The sequence below is a fragment of the uncultured Brevundimonas sp. genome (assembly GCF_937863155.1).
Classification (GTDB): Bacteria; Pseudomonadota; Alphaproteobacteria; order Caulobacterales; family Caulobacteraceae; genus Brevundimonas.
The window spans coordinates 44,013-59,592 of the sequence record NZ_CALMFB010000073.1; the positions used below are offsets into that span (position 1 = coordinate 44,013).

Sequence of the window (15,580 nt, forward strand, 5' to 3'; positions counted from 1 at the left end):
GTGAGTAGCGTCTAGGATGAGTTCCGCAATAATCTTGCGCCATGACCGCAGCTTTTACGTCGTTGATATTTCTACGCTTTCATTTGACGCATGGCTGATGCATTTTTCAACCTGTAGGGGTAGGGAGTATAGCTCGCGTGATGTGGATGACCGGGGCATAGACCGACAGATGGACTCCCAGCACCCCCTGACGCCGAACGCCGTCCTCTCCTCCAGCCTGCGCCTCATCCGTACGCACAGACGCATGCGAACGATCGACGTGGCCCAGGGAATGAATATGGCCCTGAGGTCGTACGAGCATTTCGAGTCCGGCGCGGGCCGGATCAACATCGAACGGATTCATCGCTTCGCTGAGGTCACCGACAGCGATCCTCACGGCATCCTGGCGGCCCTCGCGCTGGGTTCCCCGGACTTCGCCTTGCGGTGCGCCGACAACAAACTTGCGACCATTCTGGTCGTCGTCCTGCAGGAGTTCGACGAGGAAGCCGGCGACGCCATCAACGACCTCGACGCCCGCACCCTGATCAACACCTTCACCAAGACGCTTCGGGATCTGGCCGTCCAGTCCGTGCATCGTGATGCTGAAGCTGACGCCTGGCTTGAGGAACGTCGCGCCCGGCTGATGCGCCCGACACGCGACGATGCCGGCTGACCGAGAGACCGGCCGTACACGGCCACCGTAGGTTTACGGCGCCAAGGTCACGGTCTTTCCAGACGCGCCTTGAGCGCCCTCCATAGGGCATGTCCCTCACGCCGACACCGCCGGGCGCGCTCGCGTCGTCGATCGACGCCCTGTCTGATCGACAGTTTGAGTGCCTGCTGCTGGCCGCCACGGGTCTCTCTTCGGCCGGGATTGCCGAGAAAATCGGCATTTCGCCGCGCACGGTGGACGAGCATCTGGCCGCAGCGTGCGAGGCGCTCAACGTGCGCACCCGCATCCAGGCCGTCGCGCGTCTCGCCAAGGTCACACGCGATCTCTCCGAACCCCGGTCCTTCCTACCGTAGATCTCCCACGGGGATTTCGCGGGTGGCCCGCAAAGCCTCGTCTCTGGTGAGGTGAAGCCTTCTCGAAGGAGGCTTTATGCTCGAACTGGCCGCTGTTCTCGCCCTCTCGCAGGCCTGCGCCCCTTCGGTCGCGCCTGAAACGATCGCGGCGATCGCCCACGTCGAAAGCGGCTTCGACCCTCTGGCGATCGGCGTGAACCGGGGCGGGATAGCGCCAGCGCGCGCCCGCGACGCGAGCGAAGCGGCGCGCGTGGCCCGGGCCCTCCTGGCCCGCGGCGCCAACATCGATCTCGGCCTGGCCCAGATCAACAGCAGCAATCTGGGGTGGCTGCGTCTCTCGGTCGAGGACGCCTTTGATCCCTGCCGTAACCTGGCGGCGGCGGCGACCGTGCTGCGGGCCGGCTACCAAGTGTCGGGAGACGCCGCAGCCGACCGCCAGGCCGCGCTCAGGATCGCCCTGTCCCGCTACAACACCGGCGACGCCCGACGTGGATTCCGAAATGGCTACGTCTCCAAGGTCGAGGCCGCGGCGGTTCGGCTGCGGCTGGCCGCGCCCCCTGTCGCCCCGAGCCTGGTTGCTCCGGACCCCACCGAGCCCGATCCGACGCCGCCGGCGCCGCCGGCTCCCGCATGGGACATCTTCGGCCGCCAGCGTGCCGGCCTCGTCGTCTTTTCAATCTCAGTCGAACGGTGAACCCGATGAGCCTGATCGCTTCCGCGCGCCGCCCTTCCCGCTCCTTCGCAGCGACCCTCTCCATCGCCCTGGCCGCGACGGCCCTCACAGCTCAGCCCGCCTTGGCGTCGGCGAACGTCGAGGGTCTGCTTCAGAACGTTGTCGACATGCTGACGGGAAACACTGCCCGTCTCCTGGCCGTCCTCGCGGTCGTGGTTGTCGGAATTCTCTGGATGTTCGGCCTGTTCGACCTGCGGCGAGCGGCGATCGTGGTGCTCGGCATCGTCGTGGTCTTCGGGGCCGCTGAAATCGTCAATCTGATCACGGGCGGGTCCTGATGCCCGCGCCCGGCCAGCTCTTACTGATCGGAACGGTATCGGTGCTTCTGGCTCTCTGCCTGGCGCTGGGACTCGGACTCATCGGTCCGAAGCGGTTCGCCCAGCTGATAGGCGGCGGCGCCTGCGGGATCACGCTCGTCTGCACGGGCATCTGGCTTGCCGATGGAGGCGGGCATGGCTGAGGAGCGCCTGACGGAGGATCCCTTGTTCCTCGCCTGCACACGGCCAGCGATGGTGATGGGCGTGCCGATGGAGGCGATGGGCGTCAACGTCATCCTATCCGGCGTGGTCTTCCTCGTCGGAGGAAGCCTGCTCTACCTCCTCGTCGCGCCGGCCCTCCATCTAGTGTTCCGCGCCATCTGCCGCGCGGACCACAACGCCTTTCGCCTCCTCTTCGTCTATGTCGACACCAAGGGACGTAGCCGCAACGGCGCCCTGTGGGGCGGCAGTTCCGTCTCGCCCCTACCCCTTGTTCGTCGCTACCGGCCGTCGGAGCTCGTCCGTGGCTGACGACAGAATCTCTCCGACCCGTCTGAGGCGCGAGACCGCGGTCGGTTCACAGCTGCCGTATGCCCGGCATGTGAACGACCATGTCGTCGCCCTCGACAGCGGCGCCCTGATGCTGGTGTTCCAGATCGACGGTGCGAGCTTCGAGACCGCCGACGCCCGCGACCTCAACGACTGGCACATCAAACTGAACCAGGCCTGGCGCAACCTGGCCGACGACCGGCTGGCCATCTGGCACCACATCGTCCGGCGGGAGGTCGCCCCCGCGACCTCCGAGGGATATCGGTCAGAGTTCGCCGCCGGACTGGCCGCGGATTACGAAGCCCGCATGGCTGGCCGCCGGCTCTGGGTGAACGAGCTGTTTGTCACCCTGGTCCTGCACCCGGGGCGGGACGGCGCCGACCGCGCCGCCGCCCTGATGCGACGTTTGCGGCGAGCCCGCCGGGACGACGGCGAGATGATGACGGCGCAGGTCCGACGGCTGGAGGACGCCGGCCGTGACCTCGCCCAGTATCTGGATCGCTACACGCCCAGACAGCTGGGTCTCTTCGAGCGCAACGGTCTTTGGTTCTCGGAGCCACTGGAGATCATGGCCCTGATCCTGACAGGACGGCGCTCTCCCACGCCCCTCGTCTACGGCCACCTCGGCGCCGCCGCTTACACCGTTCGCGCTATCTTCGGACGGGAGACGCTCGAGTTGAGGGACACGGCGGGAGAACGGTTCGGCGGCATCCTCGCGATCAAGGAATACCCTGCGACGACACGCCCCGGCCTCTGGGACGCTTTGCTCAATGCCCGTTTCGGCTTCGTCATGGCGCAGTCGTTCGCCTTCCTCTCCAAGCCGGCGGCTCGGGCCGTCATGGAGCGAAAGCAGAACCAGATGGTGTCGGCCCGCGATCGCGCCGGGTCCCAGATCGAGGGGCTGTCGGACGCTCTGGACGATCTGGTGAGCAACCGCTTCGTCATGGGTGAGCACCAGGCCTCGGTTCTCGTCCACGGCGACACGCCTGCCGATCTCGCAGACCATCTCTCTAAAGCGCGCGCTATTCTGGCGGACTCCGGCCTGGTCGTGGCGCGCGAAGACCTCGGACTCGAAGCGGCGTTCTGGGCCCAGTTTCCCGGGGTCTTCGCCAAGCGGACTCGGCCCGCGGCGATCACCTCGCGCAACTTCGCCGCCCTGGCCCCGCTGCATGCTCATCCGGTGGGAAAGGCGGACGGCAACCACTGGGGACCGGCGGTCGCCCGCCTGCGGACCACGGCTGGTTCGCCGTTCCATTTCAACTTCCATGTCGGCGATCTGGGACACACCTTCATCTGCGGGCCGTCCGGTTCGGGCAAGACGGTGATCCAGAACTTCATGCTGGCCCAGCTTGAGCGGTTCGGCACCCAGCAGATCTTCATCGACAAGGATCGCGGCTCCGAGATTTTCGTCAGGGCGAGCGGCGGGACCTACCTCGCCCTGCGCAACGGAGAGCCAACCGGCTTCGCCCCTTTCAAGGCGCTCTCGCCGAATGCGGCCAACCGATCGTTCCTGATACGGTTGATCCGCACCCTGGTCTCTCGTCCCGATGACGCCCTGACGGTCGCTCAGGCGCGAGCTATCGACGAGGGCGTCCGAGCCCTGGAGGCCCTGCCGCGCGAACGCCGCTCGATCGCAGCCCTGAGAAGTCTGCTCGGTCAGGCCGACGCCGGCGGGATCGGCGGGCGGCTGGAGCGATGGCAGAAGGGCGGACCTTTGGGCTGGGTCCTCGATAACGACGAGGATGCGATCAGCCTCGACACCCGGTTCGCCGGCTTCGACATGACCCATGTGCTGGATCACGAGGAGGTCCGCCCCCCGGCGATGCTCTATCTCTTCCACCGCATCACCGAGCGCGTCGATGGTCGGCGGCTGGTCCTGGACATCGATGAGTTCTGGAAAGCCCTCGGCGATCCAGCCTTCACCGATCTCGCGCAGGACGGGTTGAAGACCTGGCGGAAGCAGAACGCCTTCATGGTCTTCGGGACCCAATCCCCGGCCGACGCCCTGCGCTCGCCGATCGCCCACGCCATTCTTGAACAGTGCGCGACGAAGATTTTCCTCCCCAACGCCCACGGACAGGCGCGCGACTACATTGAAGGCTTCGGACTGACGCGGGAGGAGTTCCGGCTCGTTCGCGAAGAGCTTACGCCGGAGTCGCACCGGTTCCTCGTCAAACAGGGCCACGACAGTGTGGTCGTCGAGCTCGACCTCGCGGGTCTGGACGACGCCCTGGCCATCCTCTCGGGCCGCGCCGAGACCGTCGCCCTTCTGGACCGGATCCGCGTCGAGGTCGGAGACGACTACGCGCAATGGCGCGCGCCTTTCCACGCCCAAAGGAGAGTCCCATGACCGTGCATCGTCTGGCGGCGTCCGTCGCCTTCGCCTCCGCTCTGGCATTCGCCGCACCGGCCGCTCACGCCCAATATGTCGTCCATGACCCACGCGCCTTGGTCCAGATGATCGAGGACGCGCGGACCAGTCTTAAGCAGCTTCAGGCACTGCAGGCGCAGATCGAGGAGCAGCGCGCCCTGTTTGAAAGTCTCAACGACCTCTCTGACGTGAATGATCTGGCCCAGGCGCTGGGCCTTCCTGAAGTTCGTAACCCCCTTCCCGACAGCCGCGCCCTGCGAGCCGCCGCCGAAGGTGATCTGACCGCCCTAGGCGCGCTGGCCGAACGGGCCGATGCGATAAGGCGGGAGACCCGCCTGTTCACGCCGTCAGACGGCGACCTGTCCGAGGCTGACGCCTATTATCGCGACAGCCTCGAGCGGGCCGGCGCGCGAACTGCCCGGGATCTGGCGATCGGCGAGGCGGTCGGCGAAGCCTCAGACCGGCGGCTCGAGGGACTGGAGACCTTGCGTCGAGCCCTAGACACCGCGCCTAACGCACGGGCGGTGATGGATCTCGAGGCCCGGCTGGCCGCCGAACAGGCGTTGATCCAGAACGAACAGCTTCGCCTGCAGGGTCTTGCGGTCACTCAGGCGGCCGAGGCGCGGCTCGAGGAACAGAGACAGCGTGAGCGCGCCGAGGCCGCCCGGGCCGCGCGCCAGGCGGCCTATGAGCGGGCCTTCCAGTGACCCGTGTGCGCACACTCCAGGTCGGAGCCTTCAGTGTTCTGACCCTCGTCGCCTGTTCCTCGCCGGAACGGGACGCCGCTGCGTTCGCCGCCGACCCCGAAGCGGCCGTGCGCACCGTCGCGGAGTGCGAAGCCGGCGCCCGGCGCTCCGACTGCGAGGCGGCGCGTGAAGGTCTCGCCGAGGCGCGACGTCAGGAGCGGATGGACGCCTACGCCCACACATTCGGCGAGCCCTGACCATGTCGTTCCGCGTCTTCGAGCCCAGCTACGACTTCATCGACGAACGTCTGAACGTGTTCCTCGGAGACCGTCTTTCATCGGTCATCGCCGAAGTCGACGGGCCGCTGCGCGTCGCCCTGCTTTTCTATGTCGTGCTCTACGGCGTCGCCATTCTGCGCGGCGCGATCGCCGAACCCGTGATGGATTTCGCCGTCCGGTCCATAAAGCTGGCCCTGCTCTACGCACTCGCAACAACGCCCGCGTACTCCACGTTCGTCACCGAGCCGCTTTTCACCAGCATGCCCAACGCCCTTACCCGGGCGGTAAGCGGGTCCGAGACGCCGAGCGTCGGAGCGGCGTTCGACCAGTTCTTCGCCTATGCCGCCTGGCTGGGCGAGGACATCTCGCGCGACGCGTCAGCCTTCAATCCCGCGCCCTATATCGTCGCCGCCGCTGTATTCATCATCGGGGCCCTGGCGGCGGCACTCGGCTTCGGCGTGGTTCTCATCGCCAAACTGGCCCTCGCCCTGCTCGTCACCCTCGGGCCGATCTTCATCGCCTGCGCCCTGTTCGACGCCACGCGGCGCTACTTCTTCGGCTGGCTGAGCCAAGCCGTGAACTACCTGGTCCTCTTCGCCCTGATCATCGTCATCTTCCAGCTGGTCCTGTCGCTGGTGCGCGATCAGTGGGGAACGATCCAGGGATCCGACCCCATGATCGGCGGTCTGATCTTCATCGCCCTGTGCCTCCTGGGCGCTATCTTCTTCCTCCAGACCCCCGCCATCGCCGCCGGCGTCGCGGGCGGCGCGAGCGCCGGCCTCGCCGACTTCGCTAACGCCGCCGCCCTCGGCTCGGGTTCGTCCGGACGCGCCCGTGGCCCGCTGGAAGCCAGCCGTCAGCCGCCGAAAGGCGGCGGCACCATCCGACCCAACGGAGCCTGACATGAGCCTTCGCCTGCTTTTGATCCTGTGTGGCCTGCTGGCCGGGTGCGCCACAGCAGGAGACGACAAGCCTCCGACCTGCGACGGGCTTGATCGCCGCCCTGCCAATCCACACGGCTCTGTCCTCCTTCCCTCGCCGTCCGCGCCATCCCCAGCGCCAGCCTCGGCCGCTCCGTCCGCGGGAGGTTGCACATGAGCGGCGTTCCATCGGACGAACTGAAGCGCTACTTCGCCGACGCGAGGCGCTGGGATCAGGATCGGCTGGCCGGCGCCCTCCGATCCCGACGGTTAGCCTGGGCGGCGGCCGGCGTGGCCGGGGCGCTCGCGATCGCGGCGACTGCGGCCGTGACCTTCCTGACCCCGCTGAAGACCAGCGAACCTTTCGTCATCCGGGTCGACCAGGCGACGGGCTCCGTCGATGTCGTCCGGGGCTTGTCCACCGAGAACGGCCCGCTGCGCTACGAAGAGGCTGTCAGCAAATACTTCCTCGGCCAATACGTCAGGAGCCGGGAAGGCTACCTCGATCCGGCGGCCGAGGAGGCGTTCCGTCAAGTGTCGATCCTGTCGGGCCCGGGCGAACAAAGGCGCTGGGCTGACCTGTACAGGGGCTCGAATCCGGAAAGTCCGCAGAACCTGTACGGCCGGGACGGCGAGGCGGTGGTGTCGATCCGGGCCATCGGCTTCATCAACGACGACGTGGCCAATGTGCGCTTTCGCCGGACGGTCCGGCAGGCCCAGCAGATCACCGAGACTGACTGGATCGCCACGATCGCTTTCACCTACACACGCGCGCCGATGTCGGAATCCGATCGCCTCAGGAACCCGCTCGGCTTCCAGGTGACGTCCTACCGCGCCGACCCGGAGGTCATCCGATGAAATCCCTGACGATCCCGATCACCGTCGCCATGCTCGCGCTCGCTTCGCCGGCCCTTGCGCAATCCGACGCGGCCGGCCGCATTCAGGAACTCACCTATACGCCCGAGGGTGTCTATCAGGTCTCCGGCGCCTTCCGCACCGCCACCCAGATCATCTTCTCTCCGGAGGAGACGATCCTTCACGCGGCGATCGGCGACAGCGTGGCATGGGAGGTCGCGGCCGAAGGGTCCGTCCTCTTCCTCAAACCGCGTGAGCGGCACCAGTCCACCAATCTGCTGGTCGTCACGGATCGCGCGGGAGTCGCCCGACACTACGTCTTCGAACTGCTCGCCCAGGACCGAACGGCGCGCGCCGCCGCCTATCAAATCCGCTTCCGCTATCCCTTGGATGAGCAGGCCCGCGCCGCCGCCAGTCTTGCGGCCACCGCCCAAGCGGCCGAGGAACGCCTCGTCGGTCTAGAGCTTCAGGCTGGCGCGGTCGAGGGCCGGCGCAACCTCGCCTATTCTGTCCAGGGCGACACGCGGCTGCAACCGAGCGAGGTCACGGACAATGGCCGGTTCACGGTCATGCGCTTTCCCGGCAACCAACCCATTCCGGCCATCTTCGAGGTAGCGAGCGATGGCTCCGAACGCCTCGTCCCCTACGACGTCCGAGGCGAGTTCGTCGTAATCCATGGGGTGACGTCGGGTCTGCGACTGCGCCACGGCGGGACGGTTCTTTGCGTCTTCAATGACGCCTTCGACCCGCGTGGCGCGGCCACCGGAACCGGAACCGCCTCGCCTGTGGTGGACCGCACCGTGACGGGAGATCGGTCGTGAGCGCAGAGACCCCGCCCCCGTTCCCTCAATCGGAGGAGACCCGTGGCTCCGCGCCAACGCCCGACCGGGGCGTCTCGCCGATCGCCGGCCGCATCGGCGGTCGTCAGGGCCGGATGATCACTCTCGCCGCGCTCGCCGCCGGCTGCGGCGTGTTTCTCTTCGCGACCTGGGATCGGGGCGATGCCCGGGATCGGGAAGATCCGGCGGCCGACACGCCACCGCGTCAGCTGGCGCCGTTCGAACCCGCGCGGCGATCCGATGCGCCCCTGCTCGAAACCTCGGAAACGGATCCGCTTGCTCCGGCGCTCACGAACGAAGGCGATCAAGTGCCGGCGATCGAACCTTCACCTTCCGGATCCGCGCCCGCCGGTCCGACACCCGCCGAGCAACGCCGGGCGCTGGCCGAGAGCGCCCAACGCGCTCCCGTTCTGGCCTACAGCCGACCCGGCGCCGCCCCGGCCAGTCGTTCCGCCGCTGGAGGCCCGCTGCACGTCGCCACCGACAGTGACGGCGTCGGACATGCGCTCGACCAATTGCGCCGCATCACCCCGATCGGGGAAGCGCGAGCGGGTCGGCTGCCGGACCGGAACCTTCTCATCACCGCTGGGGCGAGCCTGCCCTGCGTCCTGCAAACGGCGATGGACAGCAGCACGCCCGGATATGTGAGCTGCCTAGTTTCCCGGGATGTCTATTCGGAGAATGGCGCTGTGGTCCTGCTGGAACGCGGGACGCGCGTGCTGGGCGAGTATCGAGGCGCGGTGCAGCCCGGTCGAGGAAGACTGTTCGTTCTCTGGACCCGCGCGGTCACGCCCAACGGCGTCTCCATCGCCCTGGCCTCCCCGGCGGCGGATGCGCTGGGCCGCGCCGGCCTGCCAGGCTCGATCGATACTCACTTCTGGGATCGCTTCGGCGGCGCCCTGTTGCTGTCGATCGTCGATGACGCCGCCTATGCAGCGGCCGGCGGCGGTCAGCAGCTCCAGTCCACCGCGCGAGTTCCGTCCGATGCCGCTGCGGTCGCGCTGCAGGGCTCGATCGGCATTCCGCCGACCCTCAGAAAGGCTCAGGGATCGGAGGTGTCCATCTTCGTCGCGCAGGACCTCAATTTCGTGGACGTCTATCGCCTTCGGCCGAGGTGATGCGCGACACTTCCGTCATCGAACACTATCTGGCGCCGTTGCGACCGTTCCTTGACCCGCCGATGGTGACCGAGGTGGTCGTCAACCGTCCGGGCGAGGTCGGGGTTGAAGGGCCGGAGGGCTGGCGCTGGCACGAGACGCCGGAGCTCACAGAAGGCTGGCTGCGAACCCTCGCGGTCGCTGCCGCCGCCTACACTGGTCAGGATGTCGATGCGGAGCGACCGATCTGCTCGACGGTCCTTCCCGGCGATGAACGCTGCCAGATTGTGCTGCCGCCCGTCGTTCCGAGCGGCACGGTCTCGTTGACGATCCGGAAGCCTTCGGGCCGCCGGATGGGACTGGAAGAATTCCACGCCGCCGGTCTGTTCGCTTCCGCCGAGATCGTCCGGGGCGGCGAGACGGATGAGACGGATGCGGCGCTGATCCGTCTGCGTGAGGCTGGCGACTGGGTCGCCTTCTTCCGTCTTGCGGTCGAAAGCCGCCGCAACATCCTGATCTCCGGCGCGACCGGCTCGGGCAAGACCACCTTCGCCAAGGGACTTGTGGAGCTCATCCCCGAACACGAACGTCTGCTGACGATCGAGGACACCCGCGAGCTGATCCTGCCGCAGCGTAACGTCGTGCATCTGCTGTACTCGAAGGATGGGCAAGGTCTGGCGAAGGTCGGTCCCAAGGCGCTCCTCGAGAGCGCCCTTCGGATGCGCCCGGACCGCATCCTGCTTCAGGAGCTGCGCGACGGGACCGCCTTCTTCTTCCTGCGCAACGTCAACTCTGGCCATCCGGGGTCGATCACCACCGTCCACGCGGATTCCGCGACCCTGGCCTTCGAGCAACTCACCCTGCTGGTGCGGGAGTCCGATGGCGGGCGAGACCTGCCCCGGGACGACATCCGCACCATGCTGCACCTGATGGTGGATGTGGTTGTCCAGATGAAGAAGAGCGACGGCCGCTACCAGATGACGGAGGTCTGGCATGACCCGCTTCGCAAGCGCCACGCCGGCGACTAGGGCGAAACTGGCCGCGGCCGGGCTACTGGCCGCGCTCGCCCTCTTCATCATCGGCGTACTGACCATCGCCCTGATCGGATTGGGACGCTTCTCGGGTGACATCGACCCGGCCCGGGTTCCCGCCTGGTTCCTCTACTACCGTCACGACCCCGACGTGAGGCGATGGCTGGGAATTGGCGCCGGGGTCATGGGCCTCTTCGTGCTGACCCTTGGAGCAGCGATCGCACTCGGAATCCGGCGCCCCCTGCATGGCGCCGCGCGCTGGTCGACCCGCGAGGAGCAACGCCACCACCGACTGAGAGCGAAGTCCGGCATCCTACTTGGGGAGACACGAGACGGCTTGCTGATCGCCGACGGCCCCGATCATGTCCTCCTCTACGCTCCGACCCGGACCGGGAAAGGGGTCGGGGTCGTCATCCCCAATCTGCTCGCCTGGCCGTCCTCAGTGGTGATGCTGGACATAAAGCGGGAGAACTACAACGCCACGGCAGGCTTCCGGGCCAGCGCAGGCCAGACGGTCCATCTGTTCGACCCCTTGGCGTCAGATGGCCGGACAGCGCGGTACAATCCGCTCAGCCATATCGATCGAGGGTCGGCCGTCCAGGTTCTGGACGAGCTGCAGCGGATCGCCGGCATGCTGTTTCCGGCGCACAGCCATGCCGACCCTTTCTGGGCGGAGGCGGCCAGGACCGGTTTCATCGGGGTGGGCGCCTATGTCGCGGCGACACCGGACCTTCCCTTCACCCTGGGCGAAATCTATCGCCAGCTGACCGACGGCGACCCGCGCGACCGGCTCCCAAAACTCCTGGAGCAGCGCCGCAAGGAGGGAGATCCCCTGCCCGCTGGCGCGGTAACAGCCCTGAACGACTTCTGCAGTTCAGGTGAGAATACCTTCGCGTCGATCCGGCAATCGATCACCACCCGCATGGGGCTCTGGCTCAACCCGCTGGTGGATGCCGCCACCGCCGCCAGCGACTTCGATCTGCGCGCGATACGGAGCGGCCAGCTGTCACTGTATCTGGCGGCCTCGCCGGAGAACATGGACCGCGTCGCGCCGCTTTACGCCCTTCTGTTCCAGCAGCTGGTCGACCTTAACAGCCGCACCCTGCCCGACGCCGGCGGTCCTCAGACCCTGGTGCTGCTGGACGAGTTCGCCCGTCTCGGTCGCGCGCCTGTGCTGGCACACGCCTTCGCCTGGGTGGCGGGATACGGGCTGCGCCTGCTCCCGGTGATCCAGAGCCCATCACAACTCCGCGCCCTCTACGGCCCCGACGTGACGGAGGACATTGTCACCAACTGCGGGCTGGAGATTGTCTTCGCGCCCAAGGAGCTGAAGGTGGCGCAGGAGCTGAGCGAGCGGCTCGGTTACTATACCTATCGCGCACGAAGCCGCAGTCGACCGATGGGACTGGGCCAGGGTCGCCGCAGCCTGACCGACTCCGACCAGAGACGCGCCCTCATGCTTCCGCAGGAGCTGATGCAGTTTCCGCAGCACGCTCTCATCGTGCTCAAGGCAGGACTCGCCCCCACACGCGGACGCAAGCTCGTCTATTTCTCGGACCGACGCTTCACCGAAAGATTGCGCCCTCCGCCTGACGTGTCGGTCGCGCCTGCGCCATCGCGCCCAACGGTGGCCGCCCCACCCTCGATGATGTCCTCAGACGCGGAGACAGACATGGACTTCGACAGCATCGTTCGCCGCTTCGCCGCTGAGGGGTTGACCCCTCCACCGCCCGGCGCGTCCGAGAAGGACGTCCAGGCCTGGCTTGACCGGGTCGTCACCGCCCCGGCCGCCACACTCCCCTCGCGGGGGCGCAGATCATGACCGAAGCTCGCCCGTCGACATCATCACCCAACCGGATATCACCCCGTACCAGTGAGGCCCCCGAGCGTCGCTCGCTCGACAAGGGCGACGTGCCCGCCCAGCTGTTGGACCGCTTTCTGATCGAGCGCGATCGGCAGGGCCGACCGGAGCGCTACTATCGCGACCACAAAACCGCGGACCCGTCGTTCAGAGACCATGGGCGCGCCCTGTCTTCCCATCAGGCCTATCCGGACTCGGTCGCCGCCATGTTGCGGATCGCCCAGCACCGCGGCTGGTCGAACATCAAGGTGACGGGCGATGACGCCTTTCGCCGCGAGGTCTGGGTGCAGGCCAGGACGCTCGGACTTGAGGTCGCCGGATACAGGCCGACAGAGCGCGACCGCCAGGCGGCCAATGAGCCCGCCCAACCCGACACCGAACGGGACGCTTCGCGTCAGAAGCCACCCTCCCGTGATGAGATCAAACGTCGCTTGGAGATGGCCGCTGTGGTCGTCCGCACCCTGATCGCCGATCCGGCCGCCCAGACGCGGCTGATGGAACGCGCCTGGGCCCGGGTGCGACCCGAGGCTGACAGGGCGCGAGACAAGCCGGAACGGGAGCAGAACCCGCGAGCGGAACGACGTAGGGAGCGTTAGACTTCCCCGCGCTGCGTTGGAGTCCCCCATGTCCGAACGGATTCTTGATGTCTGGGATGTCGCGAGCTTCGATCCGGAGCTACGCGACATGCTTGGCGACCACGCCGACCTGCTACGAAACTACCACGCCACGTCGCGGGAAAATCTGATCCAGCGCGAGCTGTCGGATCGCACGGGTCCCTATCCGCACAATCCGTTCGCAGCCGACCACATCGCTTTGGCGGAGACGCTGATGACGGTGATGAACCAACGCATCATCCGGGGTTGGCACTACACCCGCATGACCGATGTCGAAGTGGAGCAGCTGCGACGGGACGGCGTGCGCCTGCCCTCTCCAGCTTCGATCCGCGTCCGCCTTGACGCCCAGGTGGCGGCCGGCGCCTTCACCGCCGCTGAGGCCGACGCCCTCTTCGCCGCAAGCCCCTTTCAGCGCGGGCAGTCCGAGATCCGGTCGGGGCGGTTCTGGATGGTGTCGCACCCGCTCGAGATCGGAGATGGCGGAGTGGAGCTGCTGCTGGGCAACTGGGGTGGCGAAGGGGTCTATTTCTGGCTCTCCGACGCGGCGCTCAAGGCCCGGGTCGCCAAGCTCGGACGCCCGCGGGTCGTAGAGGTCGCCGCCCCGCTTTCAAAAACGCCCCACGGCTTCTCCGCCGCTGAAGCCGTGATGGCCGCCTACGCCCGTTCGCTGGGGTGTTCGGTCGAATCCAAGGCGTTCGATCTGCATGTGACCGATCCGCTCCCCGCCAATGCCATCCTCGCCGTCCACACGGCTGGCGAACCCCCGTTCGCAGATCTGGCTCGCGGGTATCCGCAGACCTATGTCGATGCGGATGCCGGCCGGTGGGACGAACTCTCCGCCGAGATCGAGCGACGGCGCCGCTAGCGCGAACGCCCTCCAGGTGTCCGGGCAGACTCGCGGTCAACCGCGAGCGCCCGGGCGAGGATTTCCCGCTGCGTCGCCACGGGCGGGAAAGTGCGGATGAAGTGCTCGAGGTCCAGCCCCAACTGGCGGTCGTCGCCCGATCTGGACGCCTGGAGCCGCACCGCCTCGACCACCAGCGCCCGCCGGATGTAGGCCTGCCTCTCCCGTAGCCGAGCCTCCCAGGGCGGTTCGACCGAGGGTGAGGTCGCCGCCGCCTTCAGCGCCCCGTTCATCACCTCAGGCATGTCCCCCTCCCCGCGTTGAAACCGTTCGCGGAGCTTCCTCACGGATGTCCGCTCGGCCTTGCGCACGACACCCCGCGCCCGCCGGGGCGTCGCCTCGGCCTCGACGCCCCGATCCCGCAGCGCCGCCGCGAAGGTCTCACGCCAGAGCTGAAGGTCGGCCTTCCGTGGATTGAGCCGCTCGCCGTCGCGGCCGAGCGCACGGACAGTCAGATGCACGTGGGGGTGTCGATCATCCGTGTGCAGGGCGAAGACATAGGGGTGCCGATCTCCGAACAGGGTGGCGGCGAAGGCGCGCGACGCATCTTGGACGCGTCCGGGATCGACACCCGCCGGCATACTCAGGACGATCGACAGGGAGACCGGCGCATCTCGCCGCGTGCGCAACACGTCCAGCTCGGCGCGCCAGTCCTCGGCCAACGCCTGCACCTCCGGCCGACCCAGAAGACGCTCACCATCAGCCCCCTCGAGGACCAGCTTCCCATTGCGGCTGATGTAGTCGAGGTGGCGCTGGAGGTGCCCCCCGTCCCGCGTTCGGCCCGTGATCTTGACCATGACCTCGGGCGCCCGGCGCACCATGCGCTCGAGCGTCGCGCGGGCCGCGCTTGCGTCGCCGCTCCGCCCGACCCGCAGGACGGCGTGGGCCAGCCTTGCCCGTCGCATACGGACCGGCGGACGCAGGGCGTCCTCGAACCCGACGGGGACGCGGAAGTCGTTCACGGTCCCGGCGTCCAATAGGCGAGATTGCCTTCAAAGGCGTCCCGAACTCCGACCAGATGCGCGCGGATTTCGTCCGAGAAGGCAGCAAGCTGGCCCACCTCCAGGTCCAGCACCGCTCCCTCCATCACCGCCGTGTTCAGCGCCCGGGCGATCTGGTTGATGTTGACCCCGATGCGTCGGAGCTCGCGCTGAACCTCGACGAAGGCGATCGCCTCGCTCCGGCTCAGCTGCGGTCGGCCATGTAGTCGCGCTCTGATCAGCGCGACCGTCCATTGGGTTCTGGACTGGCCTCGCGATGCCGCCTCGCGCTCGAGCACGACCAGGTCCACCGGCGTCAGCCTGAGGCCCAGCTTCCCTGTGAGGCGCCCCGGCGGGGGCTCTTGGAGCTCGGGCAGCGGCGCCTGCGCAGCCTCTTCCATCAGCCGCCGAAGCAACCGCGCCCGCCCGCCTTTCGAAGCCGCGGCGGCATCGAAGCGGCGGATCAGATCGGACGGGACGCGGAGGGTGAGGCGCTTCATCAGGGTGACGGTCTGTCAGACATTGCCGGCGCAAAGCCTATCCTGCCCTAGACCGTCACCCCCTTCGCCCCGTAGGCCTACGGGGCTACCCGCCCTCCCC

At 67.5% G+C, this 15,580-nt stretch carries 19 protein-coding genes; 17 read left to right on the forward strand and 2 right to left on the reverse strand.

The annotated features are described in order from the left end of the window. Positions 1–169 precede the first annotated feature (169 nt). The 17 genes from Q0581_RS13860 (at position 170) to Q0581_RS13940 (ending at position 13,961) form a co-directional block, all read left to right on the forward strand. Positions 170–652 (forward strand): helix-turn-helix transcriptional regulator, encoded by a 483-nt coding sequence (locus tag Q0581_RS13860; protein ID WP_298701045.1) that lies wholly within the window; start codon positions 170–172, stop codon positions 650–652. A gap of 89 nt (positions 653–741) precedes the next feature. After that, positions 742–1,005 (forward strand): helix-turn-helix transcriptional regulator, encoded by a 264-nt coding sequence (locus Q0581_RS13865; protein WP_293826802.1) that lies wholly within the window; start codon positions 742–744, stop codon positions 1,003–1,005. Positions 1,006–1,081: 76 nt separating this feature from the next. Further along, positions 1,082–1,699 carry a lytic transglycosylase domain-containing protein gene (locus Q0581_RS13870; protein WP_293826799.1) on the forward strand — a complete coding sequence of 206 codons (618 nt, stop codon included), beginning with the start codon at positions 1,082–1,084 and terminating at the stop codon, positions 1,697–1,699. Between the two features lie 5 nt (positions 1,700–1,704). Beyond that, the gene (locus tag Q0581_RS13875; RefSeq protein WP_293826797.1) at positions 1,705–2,016 is read left to right on the forward strand and encodes a TrbC/VirB2 family protein; all 312 of its coding nucleotides are present in this window, start codon (positions 1,705–1,707) and stop codon (positions 2,014–2,016) included. Further along, the gene (locus Q0581_RS13880) at positions 2,016–2,198 is read left to right on the forward strand and encodes a hypothetical protein (protein WP_298701046.1); all 183 of its coding nucleotides are present in this window, start codon (positions 2,016–2,018) and stop codon (positions 2,196–2,198) included. Before Q0581_RS13875 ends, Q0581_RS13880 begins: the two co-directional genes overlap by 1 nt. Next, positions 2,191–2,526 (forward strand): type IV secretion system protein VirB3, encoded by a 336-nt coding sequence (locus tag Q0581_RS13885; protein WP_293826795.1) that lies wholly within the window; start codon positions 2,191–2,193, stop codon positions 2,524–2,526. Before Q0581_RS13880 ends, Q0581_RS13885 begins: the two co-directional genes overlap by 8 nt. Continuing rightward, complete coding sequence (locus Q0581_RS13890; RefSeq protein WP_298701047.1) at positions 2,519–4,894, forward strand: VirB4 family type IV secretion/conjugal transfer ATPase; 2,376 nt, start codon at positions 2,519–2,521, stop codon at positions 4,892–4,894. Before Q0581_RS13885 ends, Q0581_RS13890 begins: the two co-directional genes overlap by 8 nt. Continuing rightward, on the forward strand, positions 4,891–5,622 hold the full coding sequence (locus tag Q0581_RS13895) for a type IV secretion system protein (protein WP_298701048.1): 732 nt from the start codon (positions 4,891–4,893) through the stop codon (positions 5,620–5,622). The genes Q0581_RS13890 and Q0581_RS13895 overlap by 4 nt, the downstream gene beginning before the upstream one ends. A 5-nt stretch (positions 5,623–5,627) precedes the next feature. Next, positions 5,628–5,858 carry a hypothetical protein gene (locus Q0581_RS13900; protein WP_298701049.1) on the forward strand — a complete coding sequence of 77 codons (231 nt, stop codon included), beginning with the start codon at positions 5,628–5,630 and terminating at the stop codon, positions 5,856–5,858. Between the two features lie 2 nt (positions 5,859–5,860). After that, the gene (locus Q0581_RS13905) at positions 5,861–6,781 is read left to right on the forward strand and encodes a type IV secretion system protein (protein WP_298701050.1); all 921 of its coding nucleotides are present in this window, start codon (positions 5,861–5,863) and stop codon (positions 6,779–6,781) included. A 192-nt stretch (positions 6,782–6,973) separates the two neighbouring features. After that, the gene (locus Q0581_RS13910) at positions 6,974–7,657 is read left to right on the forward strand and encodes a VirB8/TrbF family protein (protein WP_293828584.1); all 684 of its coding nucleotides are present in this window, start codon (positions 6,974–6,976) and stop codon (positions 7,655–7,657) included. After that, a complete protein-coding gene (locus Q0581_RS13915) occupies positions 7,654–8,475 on the forward strand; it encodes a TrbG/VirB9 family P-type conjugative transfer protein (protein WP_298701051.1) in 822 nt (273 codons plus the stop codon). Before Q0581_RS13910 ends, Q0581_RS13915 begins: the two co-directional genes overlap by 4 nt. After that, positions 8,472–9,611: a type IV secretion system protein VirB10 gene (gene virB10, locus Q0581_RS13920; protein ID WP_298701052.1), complete on the forward strand. Its 1,140-nt coding sequence runs from the start codon at positions 8,472–8,474 to the stop codon at positions 9,609–9,611. The genes Q0581_RS13915 and virB10 overlap by 4 nt, the downstream gene beginning before the upstream one ends. Further along, a complete protein-coding gene (virB11, locus tag Q0581_RS13925; protein WP_293828579.1) occupies positions 9,611–10,618 on the forward strand; it encodes a P-type DNA transfer ATPase VirB11 in 1,008 nt (335 codons plus the stop codon). The genes virB10 and virB11 overlap by 1 nt, the downstream gene beginning before the upstream one ends. Next, positions 10,584–12,443 carry a type IV secretory system conjugative DNA transfer family protein gene (locus Q0581_RS13930; protein WP_298701053.1) on the forward strand — a complete coding sequence of 620 codons (1,860 nt, stop codon included), beginning with the start codon at positions 10,584–10,586 and terminating at the stop codon, positions 12,441–12,443. The genes virB11 and Q0581_RS13930 overlap by 35 nt, the downstream gene beginning before the upstream one ends. After that, positions 12,440–13,078, forward strand: a complete 639-nt coding sequence (locus tag Q0581_RS13935; RefSeq protein WP_298701054.1) for an LPD7 domain-containing protein — start codon at positions 12,440–12,442, stop codon at positions 13,076–13,078. The genes Q0581_RS13930 and Q0581_RS13935 overlap by 4 nt, the downstream gene beginning before the upstream one ends. Before the next feature lie 28 nt (positions 13,079–13,106). After that, positions 13,107–13,961, forward strand: a complete 855-nt coding sequence (locus Q0581_RS13940; RefSeq protein ID WP_298701055.1) for a hypothetical protein — start codon at positions 13,107–13,109, stop codon at positions 13,959–13,961. Here the strand turns inward: Q0581_RS13940 and Q0581_RS13945 are convergent. Together Q0581_RS13945 and Q0581_RS13950 are read right to left on the reverse strand one after the other, a co-directional pair. Continuing rightward, the gene (locus Q0581_RS13945; RefSeq protein ID WP_298701056.1) at positions 13,958–14,962 is read right to left on the reverse strand and encodes a relaxase/mobilization nuclease domain-containing protein; all 1,005 of its coding nucleotides are present in this window, start codon (positions 14,960–14,962) and stop codon (positions 13,958–13,960) included. The two genes, Q0581_RS13940 and Q0581_RS13945, sit on opposite strands and share 4 nt — an antisense overlap. Beyond that, positions 14,959–15,480, reverse strand: a complete 522-nt coding sequence (locus tag Q0581_RS13950; RefSeq protein ID WP_298701057.1) for a MobC family plasmid mobilization relaxosome protein — start codon at positions 15,478–15,480, stop codon at positions 14,959–14,961. The genes Q0581_RS13945 and Q0581_RS13950 overlap by 4 nt, the downstream gene beginning before the upstream one ends. Positions 15,481–15,580: the final 100 nt, after the last annotated feature.

Coding starts and splice junctions, on each gene's coding strand:
- Q0581_RS13905 (WP_298701050.1), top strand. CDS start 5,861: ATGTCGTTCCGCGTCTTCGAGCCCAGCTACGACTTCATCGACGAACGT.
- Q0581_RS13910 (WP_293828584.1), top strand. CDS start 6,974: ATGAGCGGCGTTCCATCGGACGAACTGAAGCGCTACTTCGCCGACGCG.
- Q0581_RS13880 (WP_298701046.1), top strand. CDS start 2,016: ATGCCCGCGCCCGGCCAGCTCTTACTGATCGGAACGGTATCGGTGCTT.
- Q0581_RS13865 (WP_293826802.1), top strand. CDS start 742: ATGTCCCTCACGCCGACACCGCCGGGCGCGCTCGCGTCGTCGATCGAC.
- Q0581_RS13895 (WP_298701048.1), top strand. CDS start 4,891: ATGACCGTGCATCGTCTGGCGGCGTCCGTCGCCTTCGCCTCCGCTCTG.
- Q0581_RS13875 (WP_293826797.1), top strand. CDS start 1,705: ATGAGCCTGATCGCTTCCGCGCGCCGCCCTTCCCGCTCCTTCGCAGCG.
- Q0581_RS13935 (WP_298701054.1), top strand. CDS start 12,440: ATGACCGAAGCTCGCCCGTCGACATCATCACCCAACCGGATATCACCC.
- Q0581_RS13870 (WP_293826799.1), top strand. CDS start 1,082: ATGCTCGAACTGGCCGCTGTTCTCGCCCTCTCGCAGGCCTGCGCCCCT.
- Q0581_RS13860 (WP_298701045.1), top strand. CDS start 170: ATGGACTCCCAGCACCCCCTGACGCCGAACGCCGTCCTCTCCTCCAGC.
- Q0581_RS13940 (WP_298701055.1), top strand. CDS start 13,107: ATGTCCGAACGGATTCTTGATGTCTGGGATGTCGCGAGCTTCGATCCG.
- Q0581_RS13915 (WP_298701051.1), top strand. CDS start 7,654: ATGAAATCCCTGACGATCCCGATCACCGTCGCCATGCTCGCGCTCGCT.
- virB11 (WP_293828579.1), top strand. CDS start 9,611: ATGCGCGACACTTCCGTCATCGAACACTATCTGGCGCCGTTGCGACCG.
- Q0581_RS13950 (WP_298701057.1), bottom strand. CDS start 15,480: ATGAAGCGCCTCACCCTCCGCGTCCCGTCCGATCTGATCCGCCGCTTC.
- Q0581_RS13885 (WP_293826795.1), top strand. CDS start 2,191: ATGGCTGAGGAGCGCCTGACGGAGGATCCCTTGTTCCTCGCCTGCACA.
- Q0581_RS13930 (WP_298701053.1), top strand. CDS start 10,584: ATGACCCGCTTCGCAAGCGCCACGCCGGCGACTAGGGCGAAACTGGCC.